This window comes from Micromonospora sp. S4605, assembly GCF_003176715.1.
Lineage (GTDB): Bacteria > Actinomycetota > Actinomycetes > Mycobacteriales > Micromonosporaceae > Micromonospora > Micromonospora echinaurantiaca.
Genome location: NZ_QGSW01000253.1, coordinates 1 through 19,057 on the forward strand (window position 1 = coordinate 1; position 19,057 = coordinate 19,057).

At 74.9% G+C, this 19,057-nt stretch carries 19 protein-coding genes; 9 read left to right on the top strand and 10 right to left on the bottom strand.

What is annotated here, in order from left to right; genetic code table 11:
- Window positions 1–653 precede the first annotated feature (653 nt).
- Both DLJ47_RS22665 and DLJ47_RS22670 read left to right on the top strand, forming a co-directional pair.
- Complete coding sequence (locus tag DLJ47_RS22665) at window positions 654–1,214, top strand: nucleotidyltransferase domain-containing protein (protein WP_109902512.1); 561 nt, start codon at window positions 654–656, stop codon at window positions 1,212–1,214.
- 304 nt (window positions 1,215–1,518) lie between these two features.
- Entirely contained in the window at window positions 1,519–2,487 is a 969-nt protein-coding gene (locus DLJ47_RS22670) for an alpha/beta hydrolase family protein (protein ID WP_109902514.1), read from the top strand.
- A 17-nt stretch (window positions 2,488–2,504) separates the two neighbouring features.
- Here the strand turns inward: DLJ47_RS22670 and DLJ47_RS22675 are convergent, their stop codons facing one another.
- From DLJ47_RS22675 to DLJ47_RS22685, 3 genes are all read right to left on the bottom strand, one after another.
- A complete protein-coding gene (locus DLJ47_RS22675; protein WP_199235972.1) occupies window positions 2,505–3,467 on the bottom strand; it encodes a zinc-binding dehydrogenase in 963 nt (320 codons plus the stop codon).
- A gap of 75 nt (window positions 3,468–3,542) precedes the next feature.
- Window positions 3,543–4,721, bottom strand: a complete 1,179-nt coding sequence (locus DLJ47_RS22680) for an NAD(P)-dependent malic enzyme (RefSeq protein ID WP_109902518.1) — start codon at window positions 4,719–4,721, stop codon at window positions 3,543–3,545.
- A 140-nt stretch (window positions 4,722–4,861) separates the two neighbouring features.
- Window positions 4,862–5,227 (bottom strand): S26 family signal peptidase, encoded by a 366-nt coding sequence (locus DLJ47_RS22685; RefSeq protein WP_396834873.1) that lies wholly within the window; start codon window positions 5,225–5,227, stop codon window positions 4,862–4,864.
- A gap of 69 nt (window positions 5,228–5,296) precedes the next feature.
- Between DLJ47_RS22685 and sodN the strand changes: the two genes are divergently transcribed.
- Genes sodN through DLJ47_RS22700 form a run of 3 tightly spaced genes read left to right on the top strand, consistent with a single transcriptional unit; the run spans window position 5,297 to window position 6,656 of the window.
- Complete coding sequence (sodN, locus tag DLJ47_RS22690; RefSeq protein ID WP_109902520.1) at window positions 5,297–5,701, top strand: superoxide dismutase, Ni; 405 nt, start codon at window positions 5,297–5,299, stop codon at window positions 5,699–5,701.
- Window positions 5,698–6,216, top strand: coding sequence for a GNAT family N-acetyltransferase (locus DLJ47_RS22695; protein ID WP_396775481.1), 519 nt, complete (start codon window positions 5,698–5,700; stop codon window positions 6,214–6,216). Before sodN ends, DLJ47_RS22695 begins: the two co-directional genes overlap by 4 nt.
- Before the next feature lie 32 nt (window positions 6,217–6,248).
- A complete protein-coding gene (locus DLJ47_RS22700) occupies window positions 6,249–6,656 on the top strand; it encodes an ATP-binding protein (protein ID WP_088992114.1) in 408 nt (135 codons plus the stop codon).
- Here DLJ47_RS22700 and DLJ47_RS22705 read toward each other — a convergent pair.
- Window positions 6,650–7,102, bottom strand: coding sequence for a hypothetical protein (locus DLJ47_RS22705; RefSeq protein WP_396775479.1), 453 nt, complete (start codon window positions 7,100–7,102; stop codon window positions 6,650–6,652). The two genes, DLJ47_RS22700 and DLJ47_RS22705, sit on opposite strands and share 7 nt — an antisense overlap.
- Between DLJ47_RS22705 and DLJ47_RS22710 the strand changes: the two genes are divergently transcribed.
- Both DLJ47_RS22710 and DLJ47_RS22715 read left to right on the top strand, forming a co-directional pair.
- The gene (locus tag DLJ47_RS22710; RefSeq protein ID WP_109902522.1) at window positions 7,101–8,051 is read left to right on the top strand and encodes a diacylglycerol/lipid kinase family protein; all 951 of its coding nucleotides are present in this window, start codon (window positions 7,101–7,103) and stop codon (window positions 8,049–8,051) included. The two genes, DLJ47_RS22705 and DLJ47_RS22710, sit on opposite strands and share 2 nt — an antisense overlap.
- Before the next feature lie 446 nt (window positions 8,052–8,497).
- Window positions 8,498–8,755 carry a WhiB family transcriptional regulator gene (locus DLJ47_RS22715; protein WP_007072794.1) on the top strand — a complete coding sequence of 86 codons (258 nt, stop codon included), beginning with the start codon at window positions 8,498–8,500 and terminating at the stop codon, window positions 8,753–8,755.
- A gap of 158 nt (window positions 8,756–8,913) precedes the next feature.
- Here the strand turns inward: DLJ47_RS22715 and DLJ47_RS22720 are convergent, their stop codons facing one another.
- The 4 genes from DLJ47_RS22720 to DLJ47_RS22730 form a co-directional block, all read right to left on the bottom strand.
- A complete protein-coding gene (locus tag DLJ47_RS22720; protein WP_109902524.1) occupies window positions 8,914–9,708 on the bottom strand; it encodes a sirohydrochlorin chelatase in 795 nt (264 codons plus the stop codon).
- Window positions 9,690–10,451: a phosphoadenylyl-sulfate reductase gene (locus tag DLJ47_RS22725; protein ID WP_109902526.1), complete on the bottom strand. Its 762-nt coding sequence runs from the start codon at window positions 10,449–10,451 to the stop codon at window positions 9,690–9,692. The genes DLJ47_RS22720 and DLJ47_RS22725 overlap by 19 nt, the downstream gene beginning before the upstream one ends.
- Window positions 10,448–10,609, bottom strand: coding sequence for a hypothetical protein (locus DLJ47_RS36380; protein ID WP_167179601.1), 162 nt, complete (start codon window positions 10,607–10,609; stop codon window positions 10,448–10,450). The genes DLJ47_RS22725 and DLJ47_RS36380 overlap by 4 nt, the downstream gene beginning before the upstream one ends.
- 76 nt (window positions 10,610–10,685) lie before the next feature.
- The gene (locus DLJ47_RS22730; RefSeq protein ID WP_109902528.1) at window positions 10,686–12,398 is read right to left on the bottom strand and encodes a nitrite/sulfite reductase; all 1,713 of its coding nucleotides are present in this window, start codon (window positions 12,396–12,398) and stop codon (window positions 10,686–10,688) included.
- Window positions 12,399–12,828: 430 nt separating this feature from the next.
- Between DLJ47_RS22730 and DLJ47_RS22735 the strand changes: the two genes are divergently transcribed.
- On the top strand, window positions 12,829–14,424 hold the full coding sequence (locus DLJ47_RS22735; protein ID WP_109902530.1) for a glycosyltransferase family 39 protein: 1,596 nt from the start codon (window positions 12,829–12,831) through the stop codon (window positions 14,422–14,424).
- Window positions 14,425–14,486: 62 nt separating this feature from the next.
- Here the strand turns inward: DLJ47_RS22735 and DLJ47_RS22740 are convergent, their stop codons facing one another.
- The gene (locus DLJ47_RS22740; RefSeq protein WP_109902532.1) at window positions 14,487–16,079 is read right to left on the bottom strand and encodes a PAS domain-containing sensor histidine kinase; all 1,593 of its coding nucleotides are present in this window, start codon (window positions 16,077–16,079) and stop codon (window positions 14,487–14,489) included.
- A 25-nt stretch (window positions 16,080–16,104) separates the two neighbouring features.
- Entirely contained in the window at window positions 16,105–17,136 is a 1,032-nt protein-coding gene (locus tag DLJ47_RS22745) for an SIS domain-containing protein (protein WP_109902534.1), read from the bottom strand.
- A 188-nt stretch (window positions 17,137–17,324) separates the two neighbouring features.
- On the opposite strand from DLJ47_RS22745, the gene DLJ47_RS22750 reads away from it, so the two are divergent.
- Window positions 17,325–19,057, top strand: a 1,733-nt coding sequence (locus DLJ47_RS22750) for a tetratricopeptide repeat protein (protein WP_109902536.1), incomplete at its 3' end; no start/stop codon positions are given.

Consider the following 19,057-nt stretch of genomic DNA (forward strand, 5'->3'; position numbering starts at 1 on the left):
CCCCTGACCCCGCCGCTCTGCGAGGTGGTGGCCGAACCGCCGCACCAGGCGACTCCGGGTGTGTGGCCCCGCACCACCAGGGCCCATCCGAGGTCCCACGCCGCCGGGGGTGCGTGCGTGGCCCGCAGCACCCGGGGTGCGCGTGGGTTCGGGGCGGCGGTCAGACCTTCCGGCGTGGCGGACGCCAGGGCAGGGCGGACATGAACGACTGATACCTGAGAGTCATCAAATGACTCTCAGGTATCACGCTCGCCGGACACCATGACGCGCCACCGCGACACGCCGGCCGGCGGCCGCCACACCCTCGCCCGCACGCCCGTCCGTCGCGACCGCCGGCGACGGCCGGGCGCCAGCGCCGGCCGGAGCACCAGCGGCCGGGCACGAGCAGCCCAGGCAGGAGCGGCCCGGGCACGAGCGGCCGGGCACGAGCAACGACCGAGCACCAGCAACCGACGGGCACGAGCCACGGCCGAGACACGAGCACCGCCGGGAACGAGCAACCGACGGGCACGGGCACGGCGGGAACACGAGCAACCGACGGGAAACGAGAAACCGCCGGGCACGAGCCACGGCGGGAACACGAGCAACCGACGGGGCGGGCGAGCCCCGGAAACGGCGGTGCGGGGAGGCAGGGCCGCGGTTACGGTCGGCGGGTGGTGGGTGTGGAAGGGCTCGCGGGGCGGCAGTTGGCCAGCATCGGCGAGGTGGTCGAGGTAACCGCCGACGCCGGGATCGAGGTGTGGCTGCGCGGCGGCTGGGCGGTGGACTTCCACCTCGGCGAGGTGACCCGGCCGCACGTGGACGTCGACTGGTACTGCTGGCGCGACGACGCCGACCGGCTGGCCGCCCTGCTGTTCGGACGCGGCTGGCGCCCCGATCCGCGGCTGCCGGTCAACGTCCAGCTGGACCTGTTCCGCGACGACGTCGAGGTGAGCTTCGCGTACCTGGCGCAAGATGCCGACGGGCGGGTCGCCGTCGGCGGCGGCCCGTGGGCCGGCACCCCGCTGCCGGCGGGGATGCTGACCGGCCCGGCCGGGCGGATCGGCCCGCTGACCGCCCCGGTCATCGCGGTGGCGGCGCAGGTCGAGTTCAAGCGGATGTACCCGGTGTGGATGCCCGGCCGCCCCCGCCGCGCCAAGGACGCCGCCGACCTGGCCCGCCTCGGCGCCACCCCGCCAGAGCACCGACCCGAGGCGACCGCGCCCGGGGCGTAGCGCGGGCGGCCGCGCCCAACCGCTCGATCAGGTTGACCGGCGACCGGTGGGGGGCGGGGATGAGCCACGCTCAAGGTGACGCAGCCTGCGCAGCCGGGCGCGGGGCCGGATGCCCGGTTCCTGCCGGACCACGATGTGACGACCAGCGGCCGGCGGGTCCACGGCCATGGGCGCGACCGAGGCGCTGCATCCGGAGCGGGCGGATCCGCCACGTTCGGCAGGAGCCGCACGGCCCGGTGGCCGGGTAGGCACGGTGCGTCGATCTCCGGCGGGCCACCCGGACGGGCAGGGCACAATCGGAGCCATGCCGCGTCGCCGCACCCCTGTCCTGCTCGCCTGCGCCCTGCTCACCGCCGGTCTGGTCGGCTGCTCCGGAGACACCGGGCCGGCCCGCCCGCAGGCCGTCCCCACCCAGACCCCGGCGGCGACCACTCCGGCACCACGGGTACCCGCCGGCACCGCGCCGGAGCGGGCCTTCGCGGTGGGCGTACGCCAGCTGAAGCTGAACCGCGACGGCGACCGCCCCTTGCCGGTGACCGTCTGGTACCCGGCGGCCGGGGAGGCCGGCGGTGGGCCCGAACGGTCCGTGCGGGCCGCCGACGGCCGGTTCCCGGTGGTGATGTTCAGCCACGGCCTGGGCGGGCGTCCGGCCGACTACGAGACGCTGCTCACCCGGTGGGTGGCGGCCGGCTTCGTGGTGGCCGCACCGACCTTCCCGCACACCTCCCGGGGCACCGACACCAACGTGCTGGACGTGCTCAACCAGCCCGCCGACGTGTCGTACGCGCTGACCCAGGTGCTCGCCCTCGACGGGAAGGCCGGTGATCCGCTGCGGGGCCGGCTGGCCGGCGACCGGGTGGCCGCGGCCGGGCACTCGGCCGGCGGGGTGACCACCATCGGCCTGTTCACCGCCGGCCGGGACGAACGGCTCGACGCCGGGGTGGTGTTCGCCGGCACCGCGCTCGGGGTGGGCACCGCGTTCGCCGGCGCCGCGGCGCCGCAGCTGTTCGTGCACGGCGAGGCCGACGAGGTGGTCCAGTACGCCGCCGGCAAGGAGGCGTACGACAAGGTGCCCTGGCCGAAGGCGATGCTGAGCCTGCCGAACGGCGACCACGGGCGGGCGCTGCTCAGCGACGGCGCCGCGCTGCGGGTCGTCTCGGACACCACCGTCGAGTTCCTGCGCTGGACCCTCTACGGCGACGAGGCCGCCAAGCGGCGCATCCCCACCGGCGCCGCGCGAGGCGACATCGCCGTCCTCGACAACCGCCTCTGACGCCCGGAAGGCCCGGCTCAGGCGGTGTGGTCGACGACCACCTTGCCGAAGACCTCGCCGGAGTGCAGGCGGGTGAACGCCTCCTCGACCCGGCTGAACGGAACCACGCTGTCCACCACCGGCCGCACCTGGTGCTCGGCGCAGAAGGCGAGCAGGTCCGCCAGCTCGTCGGGGGTGCCCATCGAGGTGCCCAGGATCTCCAGCTGCATGGCGAAGACCCGGCGCAGGTTGACCTTGGGCTCGTGCCCGGCGGTGGCGCCGGAGACGACGATCCGGGCCATCGGCGCGGCGGACTTCAGCGAGTGGTCGAAGGTGGCCGCGCCGACCGTCTCGATCACCACGTCGACCCGCTCGGGCAGCCGGGCGCCCGGCTCGACGGCGGTCGCGCCCAGCTCGGCGATCCGCTCCCGCTTGGCGGCGTCCCGGCTGGTCGCGTAGACCCGCTTGCCCATCGCCGCGGCGAGCGCGACGGCGGCCGTGGCGACGCCGCCCCCGGCGCCCTGCACCAGCACCGCGTCGGCGTCGGCGACCCGGCCCTTGGTGGTGAGCATCCGCCAGGCGGTGAGCCACGCGGTCGGCAGGCAGGCCGCGTCGGTGGCGGCCAGTCCGGCCGGCAGCGGCACCAGGTTCGACCGGGGTACGGCCACCCGCTCGGCGAGCGTGCCCGGGAAGTGCTCGGAGAGGATGGAGACGCCGCGCGGGTCACCCGGGGTGGCGACCACGGGGTAGACGACCACCTCGTTGCCGTCCGGGTCGACGCCGACGGCGTCGCAGCCGAGGATCATCGGCAACTGGTCGCCGGTGAGCCCCACCCCGCGCAGCGACCAGAGGTCGTGGTGGTTCAGCGAACTGGCCCGGACCTGCACGGTGACCCAGTCGTCGGCCGGGTGGGTCGGCTCGGGCCGCTCGCCGACGGTGAGCGCGGCGAGCGGGTCGGCGTCGTCGAAGCGGGAGGCGAAGGCGGCACGCATGATCGGCACGGTAACAAGCGGGACGGGCCGGAAGAAGGGCCCCGCGCTGTGCGACGTGCGACAGGACGGGGCCCTCGGCCCGGGTCAGGCCCGGGCGACGCCGTCGCGGCGGGCCGCCTCGGCCACCGCCTCGGCCACCGCGGGGGCTACCCGCGGGTCGAGCGGGGACGGCACGATCGCCTCCGGGGTGAGCGTCTCGGCCACCACCTGCGCGATGGCGTCGGCGGCGGCCACCTTCATGCCCTCGGTGATCCGGGTGGCCCGGGCGTCCAGCGCGCCCCGGAACACGCCGGGGAAGGCCAGCACGTTGTTGATCTGGTTGGGGTAGTCGCTGCGCCCGGTGGCCACCACCGCGACGTGCCGGGCGGCCACCTCGGGGTGCACCTCCGGGTCCGGGTTGGCCAGCGCGAAGACGATCCCGCCGGGAGCCATCCCGGCCACCGCGGCCTCGGGGATCCGCCCGCCGGAGACGCCGATCAGCACGTCCGCGTCGCGCAGCGCCTCGGTGACGTCGCCCTGCCGGCCGTCGGGGTTGGTGACGGCGGCCAGTTCGGCCTTGGTATCGGTGAGCCCGGTGCGGTGCCGGCCGATGATCCCCTTCGAGTCGCAGACCACCACCCGGGCCGGGTCCACTCCCCCGGCCAGCAGCATCTTCGTCACCGCCACGCCGGCCGCGCCGGCGCCGCTGACCGCCACCCGCAGGTCGCCCAGCTTGCGGTTGAGCAGCGTGGCGGCGTTGCGCAGCGCGGCCAGCACGACGATCGCGGTGCCGTGCTGGTCGTCGTGGAAGACCGGGATGTCCAGGGCCTCGTCCAGCCGGCGCTCCACCTCGAAGCAGCGCGGGGCGCTGATGTCCTCGAGGTTGATCCCGCCGAACGACGGCGCCAGCGCCCGCACCACCGCCACGATCTCGTCGACGTCCTGGGTGTCCAGGCAGACCGGTACCGCGTCCACGCCGGCGAACTGCTTGAACAGCACCGCCTTGCCCTCCATCACCGGCAGCGCGGCGCGCGGGCCGATGTTGCCGAGACCGAGTACGGCCGAGCCGTCGGTGACGACCGCGACGGTGTGCGACACCCAGGTGTAGTCGTCGACCAGGGTCTCGTCGGCGGCGATCGCCTCGCACACCCGGGCCACCCCGGGGGTGTACGCGAGGGAGAGGTCCTCCCGGCTGGTCAGCGGGACCGTCGAGGCGACGGCCATCTTGCCGCCACGGTGCAGTCGGAAGACGGGATCAGCAGGGTCCACGGTGGACGGTGACATGGTGACTCCAGGATCTGTCGAGCAGCTGGACCAGCCGGTCGGTACGCGTGGTGAGGCGACGAGCGGCGGCGCGCGGTGCGGGGGGTCACCCGGGCACTTCCGAGCATAGTGTCGTCGGAGCTCCACCGATGTGAGCAGGGTCATAACGGGCGTCGACGCACCCGTCCGGGTCGGGGCCAGTACCGGGCCACCACCCGGCCGTGCACGTCGGCCACCCCGTACGCCCGGGAGTCGTCGGCGACGAACTCGTTGTCCCCGTACAGCCACCAGCCGCCGTCCTGGGCGCGCACCGCCCGCTTGACGACCAGCAGGTCAGGGCGACTGCGGAAGACCGCGACCACGACGTCGCCGGGGCGGACCGGCCGGCCGCCCCGGCGGACCAGCACGGCGTCCCCGTGACGCAGGGTCGGCGCCATGGACGGGCCGCTGACCAGCACCGCCGTCAGCGGCCAGGGCAGCCGGCGCGCGGCCGGCGGATGGTCGGCGGCCATCGGTTTCACCTCCACCGGCTTGGGGGAGCCCCGCCAGGAGTAATGTCGGCTTGGATCATCGCAAACTTCCCATGGAGGATCCCGATGCGACTTCCACGCATCCTTGTGCCCCGCGTGACCGCCAGCGCCCACTGCGACCTGCCCTGCGGCGTGTACGACCCGGCGCAGGCCCGGATCGAGGCCGAGTCGGTCAAAATGATCTGCGAGAAGTACCAGGCGAACACCGACCCGGAGTTCCGCACGCGGGCCGTCATCATCAAGGAGCAGCGCGCCGAGCTGGTCAAGCACCACCTGTGGGTGCTCTGGACCGACTACTTCAAGGCGAACCACTTCGAGAAGTACCCCCAGCTGCACCAGCTGTTCAACGAGGCCACCAAGCTCGCCGGCGCGGGCGGCGTGAAGGGCAGCCTCGACCCGGCCACCGCCGACCAGCTGCTGCAGAAGATCGACGAGATCGCCAAGATCTTCTGGGAGACCAAGAAGGCGTGACCGTCGCGGTTCCGCCGACGATCCGGCCGGCACGTCCAGCGGACGTGCCGGCCGTCGTCGCCATGGTGCACGAGCTGGCCGAGTACGAGCGCGCGCCCGAGCAGTGCCACCTCACCGCGGAGCAGCTGCACGCCGCGCTGTTCGGCCCGGCCCCGGCGCTCTTCGGCCACGTGGCGGTGGACGACCGGGACTCCCCGGTCGGCTTCGCGCTCTGGTTCCTGAACTTCTCCACCTGGGCCGGCGCGCACGGCATCCACCTGGAGGACCTGTACGTCCGGCCGGCCGCCCGGGGCACCGGAGCCGGCAAGCTGCTGCTGGCCACCCTCGCCGACATCTGCGTACGGCGGGGCTACCACCGGCTGGAGTGGTCGATGCTCGACTGGAACCCGGCCGCCGGCTTCTACGCCGCCATCGGTGCCGAGCAACTGACCGAGTGGATCCCCTACCGGCTCGACGGCGCCGCCCTGGTCGGTCTCGCGGCCCAGGTGACCGCCCCCACACGGCCCGCCCGCTGAGCGGGTAGAGTCCCCGACCGGGGGGATGAGTGGTGACTCAACTGACCGGCCAGCCGACGACCGACGACGACGTCGTGCACCTCACCGTGCCCGCCGACGGCGGCTACCTCGGCGTGCTGCGCACCGCCACGGCGGGGCTCGCGGCGCGGCTGCAGTTCGCCCTCGACGAGATCGAGGACCTGCGCATCGCGGTCGACGAGGCCTGCGCCATGCTGCTCGCCATCGCCACCCGGGACGCCGAACTCGACTGCCGGTTCGCGGTGACCGAGGACGCGCTCACCGTCGAGGTGACAGTGCCCACCGTCCGCGGCGCTGGGCTGCCCGCCGAGTCCTCCTTCGCCTGGAAGGTGCTCACCGCGCTGACCACCTCGGCGACGGCGAACGTCGCCGGTGGCCGGGCCACCATCTCGCTGCTGACCCGGCGCGCCTCGGGTTACTGACCGCTCTCGGGCGCCCCGAAGCCGAGCGCCCGGCTGGTCGCCGGGCTCACCAGCAGCCAGCTCACCCCGATCCCGAGGGCCATCAGCGGCACGCCGAGCCAACCCATCCCGCCCTGGACCATGAACCACCCGATCGGCAGCAGCATCAACTGAAGCACGATCGCCGGCGCCCGCGCGCCGGCCCGGCGCCGCTCCAGCGCGCCGCCCAGGGCCCAGAGCGCGGCGGCGGCGCCGATGGCGAACGCGGTCACCAGCCACGCCGAGAGCCGGTCGGTGCTGGCGGCGGTGAGGTCGGCCCAGATCAGCCACCCGGCGATCAGGCCCACCGCGACCGCCTCGCCCCGGAGCAGCCGGACCGCCCAGCGGAGCGTGACGGGAATCGGGTCGGAGTCGAGCGTCACGCGCGCCACGATACCTGTGCTACTCCGGGGTACAGTGCCGCCCATGCGGGCCGTCCTGGTGGTCAATCCGAAGGCCACCACCACCAGCGAGCGCAGCCGGGACGTGCTGGTCCGGGCGCTGCGCAGCGAAGTCGACCTCTCCGTGCGGTACACCCGGCGGCGCGGCCACGCGACCGCGCTCGCCCGCGAGGCGGCCGAGGAGGGCGTCGACGTGGTGGTCACGCTCGGTGGTGACGGCACCGTCAACGAGGTGGTGAACGGCCTGATGACGGCGGATCCGCCGACCGTGGCCGGCGCCGCCACGCCGGCCGAGCGGCTGCCGGCGCTGGCCACCGTGCCGGGCGGGTCGACCAACGTCTTCGCCCGGGCGCTGGGGCTGCCCCGGGAGTGGCCGGAGGGCACCAGCATGATCCTGGAGGGGCTCCGGCTGGGTCGGCACCGCACGATCGGGCTGGGCCGGGCCGACGACCGCTACTTCACCTTCTGCGCCGGCTTCGGCATCGACGCCGCCGTGATCCACCGGGTGGAGCGGGCCCGCCGCCGGGGCCGGGTCTCCACGCCCGGGCTCTACCTGCGGTCCACGGTGAGCCAGTACTTCCTCGCCTCGGACCGGCGGCACCCGGCGATCAGCCTGGAGCGTCCCGGCGAGCCGGCCGAGAGCGAGTTGGCCACGGTCATCATCCAGAACACCGCGCCCTGGACCTACCTCGGCGACCGGGAGATCAACCCCAACCCGGAGGCGTCCTTCGACCGGGGGCTGGACGTGCTGGCCCTGCGGCGGCTGCGGGTCGCCAGCACCACACGCACGGTGACGCAGTTCTTCTCTCGGCACCCCGATCCGCGCGGCAAACAGGTGCTCCGGATGCACGACCTGGCCGAGTTCACGCTGCTCGCCGAGCGTCCACAGGCGTTCCAGTTGGACGGCGACTACCTCGGCGAGCGGGAGAAAGTCAGATTCGCATCCATTCCCGCGGCACTGAGAGTAATCTGCTAGGTCTCGGGTACTGCCCTAGGTCGACGCGGTCGCGGCACCGCACCGACGCGGCGCCGCCACACCGGGAGGCAGGTGCCGGAAATGTCAGCAATGTCACGCGGACTGTACTATATTGATCCTCGACTGTGGTACGCCGGGTAACCAGAGCGCTCTGGAACCCGGACAAATGGGTTGTGGGCTTGCTCACCGCGCGGAGTTTTTCCGAGCGGCACCCTTGACATCGCGAGAGTTCGTGAAAGTATTCACAAGCGAACTTGAGTTACCGGGACATTGCCTGGATATGCTCGGCAGGTTTGAGCCTTTCCAGCAGGTCCGCGGGGCCAGCAGCCTGCTCACGCAGTGCCGAATAGCCGGACGCGAACCGTCACGTCGGCGCTGCGGATGCATATAGGAAAAGCACCAAAGCAATATCTGCCACCCCATCCAGAATGAGGAGTGTTGCCGCCATGGACTGGCGTCACCATGCTGTCTGCCGCGACGAGGACCCGGAGCTGTTCTTCCCGATCGGGACGTCCGGCCCGGCTCTCCTGCAGGTCGAGCAGGCCAAGGCCGTCTGCCGGCGCTGCTCCGTGACCGACCAGTGCCTGCAGTGGGCGCTCGAGTCCGGTCAGGACGCTGGCGTCTGGGGCGGGATGAGCGAGGAGGAGCGGCGCGCCGTCAAGCGTCGCGGTGGCCTCCGGGTGCTGCGCGCTCACTCCGCCTGAACCACGCACCAAGCTTCACGCCCCGGCCGGGTCGACCCGCCGGGGCGTTCTGCTGTCCGGGGCATTGTCGGTCGTCGAATTCGACAGTGCCCCGATCATCGCCACGCCGACGCCCGGACGGTCCCCGTCGCCGTCACGCCCAGTGGTCGACCGCATCGTCACGCCGCGTGGTCGCCGGCGTCGTCACGCCAGGTGACCGTCGCCGCGCCGGCGTCGACCCGGCGCAGCACCAGGTCGGCCAGTTCCGGGGCGTCGGTCAGCGGGTCGGCCACCGCCACCGCCCCGGCGTCCCGGGCCGCCGCCGCCACCGCGTCGTGGAACAGGCCGGGGGCCAGGAAGTACGCGGACACGGCCACCCGGCGGGCGCCGCCGGCCCGCAACCGGGCCACCGCCGCCGCGGTGTCCGGCGGGGCCGCCGAGGCGTACGAGACCCGGATCGGCAGGCCGAGCCGGTCGCCGAGGGCGGCGGCGACCCGACCCACCGAGCACCGGGCCGCCGGATCCCGGGTGCCCGCCGCCGCCAGCACCAGCGCGTCGTAGCGGCCGGGCCCGGCCTCGCCCAACCTGCGGTCCAGGGCCGCCAGCAGGCCGCCGTCCACCACGCCGCCGGTCGGGCCGAGCACGTCGGTGACCCGTACCGCGATCGGCGGGCCGGCCTCCCGGGCCGCCGCGACCGCCGCCGGGATGTCCACCCGCCGGTGGTACGCGGCGGTCAGCAGCAGCGGCACCAGGACCGCCCGGGGATGCCCGGCGGACGCCAGCGACCGGAGCACCTCGGCCGGCCCGGGCCGGGTGTGGTCCAGCCAGCTGGCCAGCACCGGGGTGCCGGGCCGGGCGGCCGACACCGCCCGGACCAGCGCCCGGGTCGCCGCGGCAGCCCGCGGATCACGGCTGCCGTGCGCGACCAGGACCACGGGGTCGGTGCCCGACCCGGTCAGACGTGCAGCCCGCACTCGGTCTTCTCGAACATCGCCCAGCGGCCGGCCCGCGGGTCCTCCCCCGCCTTGGTGCGCCGGGTGCACGGCCAGCAGCCGATCGAGCCGTAGCCCTGCTTGAACAGCTCGTTGACCGGGATGTTCCAGCGGGCGATGTAGGCGTCCACGTCGGCCTGGGTCCAGGCCGCGATCGGGTTCACCTTGATCTTGCCGCGCCGCGCGTCGAAGGCCACCACCGGCGTGTTCGCCCGGGTCGGCGACTCGTCCCGGCGCAGTCCGGCGGCCCACGCGTCGTAGCCGGCCAGGGCCCGCTCCAGCGGCTCCACCTTGCGCAGCTGGCAGCAGTCGTCCGGGGACCGGTTGAACAGCCGCGGGCCGTACTCGCCGTCCTGCTGACCGACGGTCAGCCGGGGGCGGATCGACCGTACGGTCACCGGCAGCGTCCGGGCCACCTCGTCGCGGACCCGCAGCGTCTCGGGAAAGTGCAGCCCGGTGTCGAGGAAGACCACGTCCACCCCGGGCGCGACCCGGGACACCAGGTGGGCCAGCACGGCGTCGGCCATCGAGCTGGTCACGCAGAACCGGTCGCCGAAGGTCTCCGCCGCCCACCGGGCGATCTCCTGGGCGGGCGCGCCCTCCAGCTCGCGGCCGGCCCGCTCGGCCAGCGCACGCAGCTCGTCGGGGCCCCGCCGGGCCGGGTCGGCCGGCCGTGGCCCGCCGATGCCGACCAGTCCGAGGTTCGCCGCGGACACCAGGCTCATCGGGTCACCGCCCGGGACAGCAGGCCGGCGAACCGGACGGTGAACACCCGGGCGCAGCCGTGGCACTCCCAGGCGCCGTGGCCCTCCTCGCTCGGCCGCAGGTCCTCCTCGCCGCAGTATGGGCAGTACAGGGGCGCCGCTCGGTACTCGCTGCTCATGCCGGCACTCCGCTTCGCTCCGTGTCGTCATGAGGCACCTTCGCGCTGAGCCTGATGATTCGCTCGCTCCGCTCGCTCACCGCAGTTCCTCCTCGTCGACTCTGATCACCCACTGGGCGAACGCCTCGCCCGCGCGCCGGCCGGCCAGATAGCGGCGGGCCAGCCGTTCCACGTACGCCGGAAGCTCCTCGGCGGTGGTCTTGAGGCCGCGCAGCTTGCGGCCGAAGCCGGCGGTCTGCCCCTCGGCCATGCCGAGGCCGCCGCCGAGGTGCACCTGGAAGCCCTCCACCTGCCGGCCGTCCGGGCCGACCACCAGCTGGCCCTTCAGCCCGATGTCGGCGACCTGGGTGCGGGCGCAGGCGTTCGGGCAGCCGTTGAGGTGGATGGAGATGTCCGCGTCGAAGTCGCGCAGCCGCTCCTCCAGCCGGGCCACCAGTTCCTCACCGCGGACCTTGGTCTCGACGATGGCGAGCTTGCAGTACTCGAGGCCGGTGCAGGCCATGGTGCCGCGCCGCCAGGCCGACGGCCGGGCCTCCAGACCGATCGCCCGCAGCGCGCCGACCAGCGGCTCGGTCCGCTCCGCCGGCACGTCCAGCACCAGCAGCTTCTGGTACGGGGTGAGCCGGATCCGGCCGCTGCCGTGCGCCTCGATCACGTCGGCGAGCCGGGCCAGTTGCCCGCCGGAGACCCGCCCCACCACCGGAGCGGCCCCGACGTAGTGCCGGCCGTCGCGCTGGCGGTGCACCCCGATGTGGTCGACCGGCTTCTCCGGCAGCTCCGGCGCGGGACCGTCGAGCAGGGCCCGGCCGAGGTACTCCTTCTCCAGCACCTCGCGGAACCGCTCCACCCCCCAGTCGGCGACCAGGAACTTCAGTCGGGCCCGGTTGCGCAGCCGCCGGTAGCCGTAGTCCCGGAAGATGCCCACCACGCCGGCCCAGACGTCCGGCACCTCGGCCAGCGGAACCCACACCCCGAGCCGCTTGGCCAGCATCGGGTTGGTGGAGAGGCCACCGCCGACCCAGACGTCGAAGCCGGGGCCGTGGTCGGGGTGGTCGACGCCGAGGAAGGCCACGTCGTTCGCCTCGTACGGGGTGTCCACCAGCCAGGAGATCGAGGTCTTGAACTTGCGCGGCAGGTTGGCGAACTCCGGGTTGCCGACGTACCGGCGGACGATCTCGTCGAGCGCCGGGGTCGGGTCGAGCAGTTCCGCCTCGGCCACGCCGGCGACCGGACTGCCGAGCACCACCCGGGGGCAGTCGCCGCACGCCTCGGTGGTCTGCAGGCCGACCGCCTCCAACCGGCGCCAGATCTCCGGCACGTCCTCGACCCGGATCCAGTGGAACTGGATGTTCTGCCGGTCGGTGATGTCGGCGGTGTCCCGCGCGAACTCCCGGGAGATCTCGGCGACGGTACGCAGCTGGGCCAGGTCGAGCTGGCCGCCGTCGACCCGGACCCGGAGCATGAAGTGCTCGTCCTCCAGCTCGTGCGGCTCCAGCACGGCGGTGCGCCCGCCGTCGATGCCGGCCTTGCGCTGGGTGTAGAGGCCCCACCAGCGGAACCGGCCACGCAGGTCGGCCGGGTCGATGGAGGCGAAGCCCTGGTGGGCGTAGATGTTCTCGATCCGGGCCCGCACGTTCAGCGGGTCGTCGTCCTTCTTGGTCCGCTCGTTGGCGTTGAGCGGTTCGCGGTGGCCGAGCGCCCACTGGCCCTCGCCCCGCTGCCGGCGGGGGGCCCGGGCGGGTCGCGCCGTCGGGTCCCCGGGCCGGGCCGGGATGCTGCTGACCGCCATCGCGGCGTCCTCCGTTGTCTGCGCGGGTGGGGAGCGCGATACGCGACGGCCGGCCCGTGGCGTACGGGCCGTGGACGGCGTTGTCGTGGAGGCCGGCGCGGAAGCGCGCCCGAGACGGATGGGTCGGGCGTCGTCAGTGGGCCGGACAGATCGCGCTGCGCACGCGGCCGTAGTCGACGTGGCGGCGGGCCACGAAGCGGCGGACGACAGCGGCGGTCATGGGGTCATGCTGCCACACCCCGAGCGGGCCGACCAATGACCGCGTGCCGGATCCCACATCACGGGCGACCGGGCCGGCGACGGACCGTGCACCCGCCGTCGCGCCCGCCACCGCCCTGAGGTTGGGCGATCGCCTGCGCGCCCGCGCGGACGGACGGCCGTGTGGAAGGCTCGACAGGTGGGCAGATTGTCCGAGAAGTTGCGACCCCGGGTGGCCCATGCCCATGCGGAGCACGGCGTCAGCGGCCGCGGGCGGGCCGTTCGATCCCTGCCGGTCTGGCCCTGGCCGGCGCTGCTGACGCTGCTGGTGACCGTCGCCGGGATCGACCGCGCTCAACTGTGGCGGGACGAGCTGGCCACCTGGAGCGCGGCCACCCGGTCGGTGGGCGACCTGGTCCGGCTGACCGGCACCATCGACGCCGCGACCGGGCCGTACTACCTGGTCATGCACGGCTGGGTGGCGGTCGTCGGCGACTCGGTGACCGCGTTGCGGCTGCCCGCCGCGCTGGCCATGGCGGCGGCGGCCGGGCTCACCGCGCTCCTCGGGCAGCGCCTCGGCGACGCCCGCGCCGGGCTGCTCGGCGGGCTGCTCTTCGCGGTGCTCCCCGGCACCTCTCGGTACGGCCAGGAGGCCCGGCCGTACGCGCTGGCCACGTTCCTCGCGGTGCTGGCCACGCTGCTGCTGGTGGAGGCCCTGCGCCGGCCCGGGTGGGCGCGCTGGGCCGGGTACGCGGCAGCGGTCGCCGCGCTCGGGCTCACCCACCTGATCGCCCTCACCCTGCTCGCCGCGCACGCGGTGGCGGTGCTCGCCGCCCGCCGTACGCCGGACCGGGCCGGGTTGCCGGCCGCAGCCGTCCCGGGAAGACCCGGCGCCACGGGCTATCCCACCAGCACGAGCGGTCCCGCCCCCACGGCCGATCCCGGCACAGCCGGCGATCCCGCCGGCGGCCCCGGCACGGTCGGGCCGTGGCGTCGTCCACTGTGCTGGCTGCTCGCCCTGCTGCCGGCCGCGCTGCTGCTGACCCCGCTGGTGCTGGTCGCCGCCGGGCAGCGCTCCCGGCAGCTGGACTGGGTGGACACCGCCCGACCGGCGGACCTGCCGGCGCTGGCCGGCGGGGTGGCGCAGAGTGGCGTCGTGGGCGGGCTGCTGGTCGGCCTCGCCGCGCTCGGGGCCGCCCGGTCGGGCCGGCGCGCCCTGCTGCCCGGCTGCGCGGTGCTGCTGCCGGTGCTGCTGGTCTTCGCGGCCGGGCTCGCGGTGCCGCTGTGGGTGCCCCGGTACCTGGTCTTCGTGGTGCCGTTCGCCGCCCTGCTGGCCGGGGCGGCGCTGGCCCCGGTGCGGCTGCCAGCGGCGCTGGCCGTGGTGGCGCTCGCCGGGCTGCTCGGCCTGCCCGACCAGGCGGCGCTGCGGCGGACCCACGAATGGCCGCGCAGCGCCCCGGTCGACTACCGGGCAGCGGCCGGGGTGGTCGCGGCCAACCAGCGCCCCGGCGACGCGGTCGTCTACTCACCCCGGGAGAGCTGGCTCTTCCTCGACCTCGGCCTCCGGTACCACCTGCGCGACCGGCGTCCCGACGACGTGCTGGTGACCCGGGATCAGGCCCGCCGGGGCGACCTGTGGGCCGCCGAGTGCGACCGGCCGGCGCAGTGCCTGGCCGGCGCCGAGCGGGTCTGGCTGGTCGTCGCCGGCCGCCGGGCGGACCCGGTGGCCGCCGTGCCCGGCGCGAAGGGCGCGGCGCTGCGCGACGGCTTCACCGTCGAGCAGGTCTGGCCGCACCCCGGCCTGACCGTGGCCCTGCTCACCCGCTGACCGGCCGCGGCGGCCCTCAGCCCGGGGACAGCGGCCGGCGCAGGCCGGGGAACAGCGCCGGCTCAGCTCGGGGAGCGGGGGGCGTTGCGGGCCAGCGGGACGACCAGCACCGCCTCGGTGCCACCCTCCGCGCCGTCGCGCAACTCGATGGAGCCGCGCAGCTCGCCGGTGACCAGCGCGCGGACGATCTGCAGCCCCAGCCGTCCGCTCTGCTCGGCGTCGAACCCGGGCGGTAGCCCGCGCCCGTTGTCGGCCACCGAGACGTGCAACTGCTTGCGGAACCGGTGCGCCGAGACCACCACCTCCGGCCTGGTCACCGGGCCCGGCGGCTCCGCACCGTCGGCCGGCCCGGCCATCTCGGTCGTCTCCGCCGCCTCGGTCGTCTCGGCCGCCTCGGCCGGCGGGAAGCCGTGCTCCACGGCGTTGAGCAGCAGTTCGTTGAGGACCATCACCAGCGAGGTGGCGATCTCCGCGGGCAGCACCCCGAAGCTGCCCCGGCGCCGCATGCCCACCGTCGACTCGGCCGCCGCCACCTCGGTCGCCGCGCTGGCCACCCGGTCCACGATGCCGTCGAACTCGACCGCCTCGTCGCTGGACATGGAGAGCGTCTCGTGCACCAGGGCGATCGAGGCGACCCGGCGTACCGACTCCTCCAGCGCGACCCGGGCCTCGGGCATCGCCACCCGGCGGGCCTGCAACCGCAGCAGCGCGGCGACCGTCTGGAGGTTGTTCTTCACCCGGTGGTGGATCTCCCGGATGGTGGCGTCCTTGGTCATCAGGGCGCGGTCCCGGCGGCGTACCTCGGTGATGTCGCGGACCAGCACCAGGGCGCCGATCGGCACCCCGGCGGGCATCAGCGGCAGCGCCCGGGTGAGCATGGTCGCGCCCCGGGCGTCGATCTCCCGGCGGGGCGGTGCCTCGCCGCGCAGCGCGGCCAGGATGCCGTTCGCCGCGTCGGTGCCCTCCAGCGGGTCGCCGGCCAGCCGGCGGTGCAGCGCCGCCAGGTCCTCCCCCACCAGGTGCGAGGCGTAGCCCAGGCGCCGGTACGCCGACTGGGCGTTCGGGCTGGCGTAGGTGACCTTGCCGTTGGCGTCCAGCCGGACCAGCCCGTCGCCGACCCGCGGCGCGGACGTGGTCTCGCCCGGGTGCCGGGGTGGCGGGAAGGTGCCGTCGGCGATCATCTGGGCCAGGTCGTCGGCGGTGGTGAGGTAGTTCAGCTCGAGCTGGCTGGGGGTACGCGCGGTGGAGAGGTTGGTGTCCCGGCCGACCACGGCCACCACCTCGCCGGCCTCGCCGTCGGCGGTACGCAGCCGGACCGGGATCGCCTCGTGCCGGGCGGGCACGTCGCCGTACCAGACCGGGTCGCCCTCCCGCCAGATCCGGCCCTGCCGGTAGGCCACCTCCAGGTGGGCCACCTCGGGCCCGCCGACGATCCGCCCCACCTGGTCGTCCAGGTACGCGGTGGGGGCGGTCGTCGGGCGGACCTGGGCCACGCAGAGGTACGTCCCGTCGCCGTCCACCGGTACCCAGAGCAGCAGGTCGGCGAAGGACAGGTCGGACAGCAACTGCCAGTCCCCGGCGATCCGGTGCAGGTGGTCGATGTCGGCCGGGCGGAGGCGGGTGTGCTCCTCGGCGAGGTCGCGCAGCGTGGACACGCTGACCAGCGTGCCACGTCGCCACTCACATCGTCGCGGTGACCTTCTTGAGCCCTCGGGGCGCGTCCGGATCCTCGCCCCGGGCCAGCGCCAACGCCAACGCCAGCCGTTGCAGCGGCAGGATGTCCAGCAGCGGGGCGTACCGCTCGTCGACCTCGGGCACGGCCATCCGGGTCGCGCCGGCCACCTCGGCCGAACCGACCACCACCACGTCGGCGCGGCGCTCACCCAGCCGGGGCAGCACCTCGCCCATCGACCGCCCGCCCGGCCCGGTGCCGACCACGGCCAGCACCGGCACGTCCGGGTCGGTCATCGCCAGCGGGCCGTGCAGCAGGTCGGCACCGGAGAAGGCGAGCGCCGGCAGGTACGAGGTCTCCATCAGCTTCAGCGCCGCCTCCCGGGCCGTCGGGTAGGCGTATCCCCGGCCGGTGGTGACCAACTGGGCGGCGAACCGGTAGCGCGGGGCGAGCTGGGCCGGGGTGGGGTCGGCCAGGGTGCGGGTGGCCAGCTCGGGCAGGGCGGCGAGCGCCTCCCGCTCGGCGGCGGGCAGCACCCCGTCGCCGGCGCGGATCCCCTCGACCAGCATCAGCAGGGCCAGCAGCTCGGCGGTGTACGTCTTGGTGGCGGCCACCGCCCGCTCGTGCCCGGCGGCGATGTCCACGCTGAGCTCGGCGGCGCCGGCCAGCGGGGAGTCCGGCGCGTTGGTGACGGCGAGGGTGAGCGCGCCGGAGGCGCGGGCCGCGCGGAGCACCTCGGTGAGGTCTGGCGAGCCGCCGCTCTGGCTGACCCCGATCACCAGCGCGTCGGAGAGGTCCGGTCGGGCGCCGTAGACGGTGATGGCGCTGGGCGAGGCGAGCCCGGCCGGCAGGCCGAGCCGGATCTCGGTCAGGTAGGCGCCGTAGAGCGCGGCGTGATCGGAGGTGCCCCGGGCAGTGAACACCACGTGCCGGGGCCGGCGCTCGGCGATCACGGCCGCGACCCGGGCGATCGCCCCGGCGTGTTCGGCGGAGAGCAACCGGTCGTAGCCGGCCGGCTGCTCGTCGATGTCGGCGGCCATCCCGGCCCCTGCACCCGTCACGGAAACTCCTCCCACTGCGCGGTTGCCGCGCGTTTCCTGCTCAGTCTTGCACGTTTGATCTGGCCTGAGCAATCTAACGAGCAGTAGTGCGCAGATGATCACCACCCTGGTTCAACATCACCTAGGCTTGCCCGACCTCACCGAGCAGAAACGACCGAGAGGACGCCGTGTCCGAGGACGACCGCCCGCTGCCCGTGGCGGAGGAGCTGGCCCTGGCCCGGCTGGCGCTGGAGGCCGGCGACCTGCCCCACGCGGCCGGTCACCTCGCCGGCGCGCTCGCCCAGGCCCCGACCCTGCCCGAGGTGCACGAGCTGCTGGCCCGGCTCGCCGCCGCCAGTGGGGACGGCGGCGTCGAGCTCTTCCCGCTCGGTCACCGCGTCTTCGTCGGCGCCGTGGTCGCCCGCGCCCACCTGCTCGCCGCCGCCGGGCAGCCGGCTGAAGGGCTGGACCTGCTGGTCGCCGCCACCGGGCACGTGCCGGGCACGGACTGGGCCGGCGTGCCCTGGGTGACCGCGCCGGAGCTGGCCGAGCGGCTGGACCCGGAGCGGATCGCCCGGATCCTGATGCAGGTCTGCGCCGTCGCACCCGATCCGGTGCCGCGCGCCGGGCGGCCGGCGCTGGCGCCGTACCTGGCCCTGGCCCGCAACGCGGTCACCGTGCACCCCGAGCACGCCCTGCTGCTGGGGGCGGCGTCCGCGCTGGCCCGGCGCCTCGACGAGGTCGCGCAGGCGATCCGCTGGGCCGCCCGTGGGGTACGCGCGCAGCCGTCGAAGATCGGCGAGGTGTGGCTCGGGTACGCGTACCGCAGCGCCGGGCACACCCGGGAGGCGCTGGCGGCGCTCGGCCGCGCGGTCGAGCACGACCCCGACGACCTCGCCGTGTACGCCGACATCGCCGGCACCCTGGCCGACAACGGCCGGCTCGACGAGGCGCTGGACTGGATCGACCGGGCGCTGGCCCGGGATCCCACCTTCGACTGCGCGGTGCACACCGCACACCGGCTGCGGTTCCAGCGCGACGGCGACGTGGCGCACCTGGTCGCGCTCGCCGACTTCGTCCGGGAGCACCCGGACGACTCGCACGAGCACGCCGACCTGGCCGAGTGCTGCCGGAGCCGGCCCTGGCTGGGACAGGTCACCCCGGCCGGCGGGGCGGTGGTGGACGCGCTGCGACTGGCCCTCGCCGGCGACCACGGCGCCGCCGTACGGCTGGACACGCCGGCGCCACCGAGCGCCATGCGTACCGTCGCGGCGGCCGCGCCCGGGCTGCGGGTCGAGGTGGCCGACGTGGCCGGGCCGGACCCGCGCGAGCCGCGCCGGGCCGACACCCGGCAGCTCTGGCGCTACGACGGCACGACCGCCGCGCCCGCGGTGCCGGCGCCCTCGGCGGCGGCGGCGGACCGGCTCCGCCAGCTCGCCCACCCGGCCTGGCCGCACCCGCCGGCGGCGTATGACGCGGCGGTCGGCCTGGCCACCCTGGACCTGGCCGACCTGCTCGGCCTGCTGGTGCACCCGCCCGAGCCGCCGGCCACCGCGCTGGGCCGGGTGCTGGGCGGGCAGGACCCCTCGCTCTGGGTGCGCTGCGTGCAGGTGTGGACCTGTCTGGGCCTGCTGCACCACCGCACCGACGAGCCGTGGCCGGAGTCCACCCGCCGCCGGGTGCTGCTCGACCTGGTCTGGGGTGTCGAGGACTGGATCACCGAGGCGGCGCTGTTCGCCCTGGTCACCGCCGCCTGGGTGGACCCGCGGGTACGCCCGGACGTGGCAGCGGTGGTGGCCGAGCGGCTGGCCGACGTGGCGGCGGTGGCCCGGGTGCGCCCGGTGCCGATCGCCACCTCCCTGGCCCACCTGGCCCTGGCCACCCCGGCCCTGGCCCCGGACACCACCGCCCTCGCCACCAC

What these genes read in the sequence shown, in the direction of transcription:
- DLJ47_RS22670 (WP_109902514.1), top strand. Translation starts at nt 1,519, where the DNA reads ATGCCGCGTCGCCGCACCCCTGTCCTGCTCGCCTGCGCCCTGCTCACC.
- DLJ47_RS22680 (WP_109902518.1), bottom strand. Translation starts at nt 4,721, where the DNA reads ATGTCACCGTCCACCGTGGACCCTGCTGATCCCGTCTTCCGACTGCAC.
- sodN (WP_109902520.1), top strand. Translation starts at nt 5,297, where the DNA reads ATGCGACTTCCACGCATCCTTGTGCCCCGCGTGACCGCCAGCGCCCAC.
- DLJ47_RS22710 (WP_109902522.1), top strand. Translation starts at nt 7,101, where the DNA reads ATGCGGGCCGTCCTGGTGGTCAATCCGAAGGCCACCACCACCAGCGAG.
- DLJ47_RS22705 (WP_396775479.1), bottom strand. Translation starts at nt 7,102, where the DNA reads ATGGGCGGCACTGTACCCCGGAGTAGCACAGGTATCGTGGCGCGCGTG.
- DLJ47_RS22715 (WP_007072794.1), top strand. Translation starts at nt 8,498, where the DNA reads ATGGACTGGCGTCACCATGCTGTCTGCCGCGACGAGGACCCGGAGCTG.
- DLJ47_RS22725 (WP_109902526.1), bottom strand. Translation starts at nt 10,451, where the DNA reads ATGAGCCTGGTGTCCGCGGCGAACCTCGGACTGGTCGGCATCGGCGGG.
- DLJ47_RS36380 (WP_167179601.1), bottom strand. Translation starts at nt 10,609, where the DNA reads ATGAGCAGCGAGTACCGAGCGGCGCCCCTGTACTGCCCATACTGCGGC.
- DLJ47_RS22730 (WP_109902528.1), bottom strand. Translation starts at nt 12,398, where the DNA reads ATGGCGGTCAGCAGCATCCCGGCCCGGCCCGGGGACCCGACGGCGCGA.
- DLJ47_RS22745 (WP_109902534.1), bottom strand. Translation starts at nt 17,136, where the DNA reads ATGGCCGCCGACATCGACGAGCAGCCGGCCGGCTACGACCGGTTGCTC.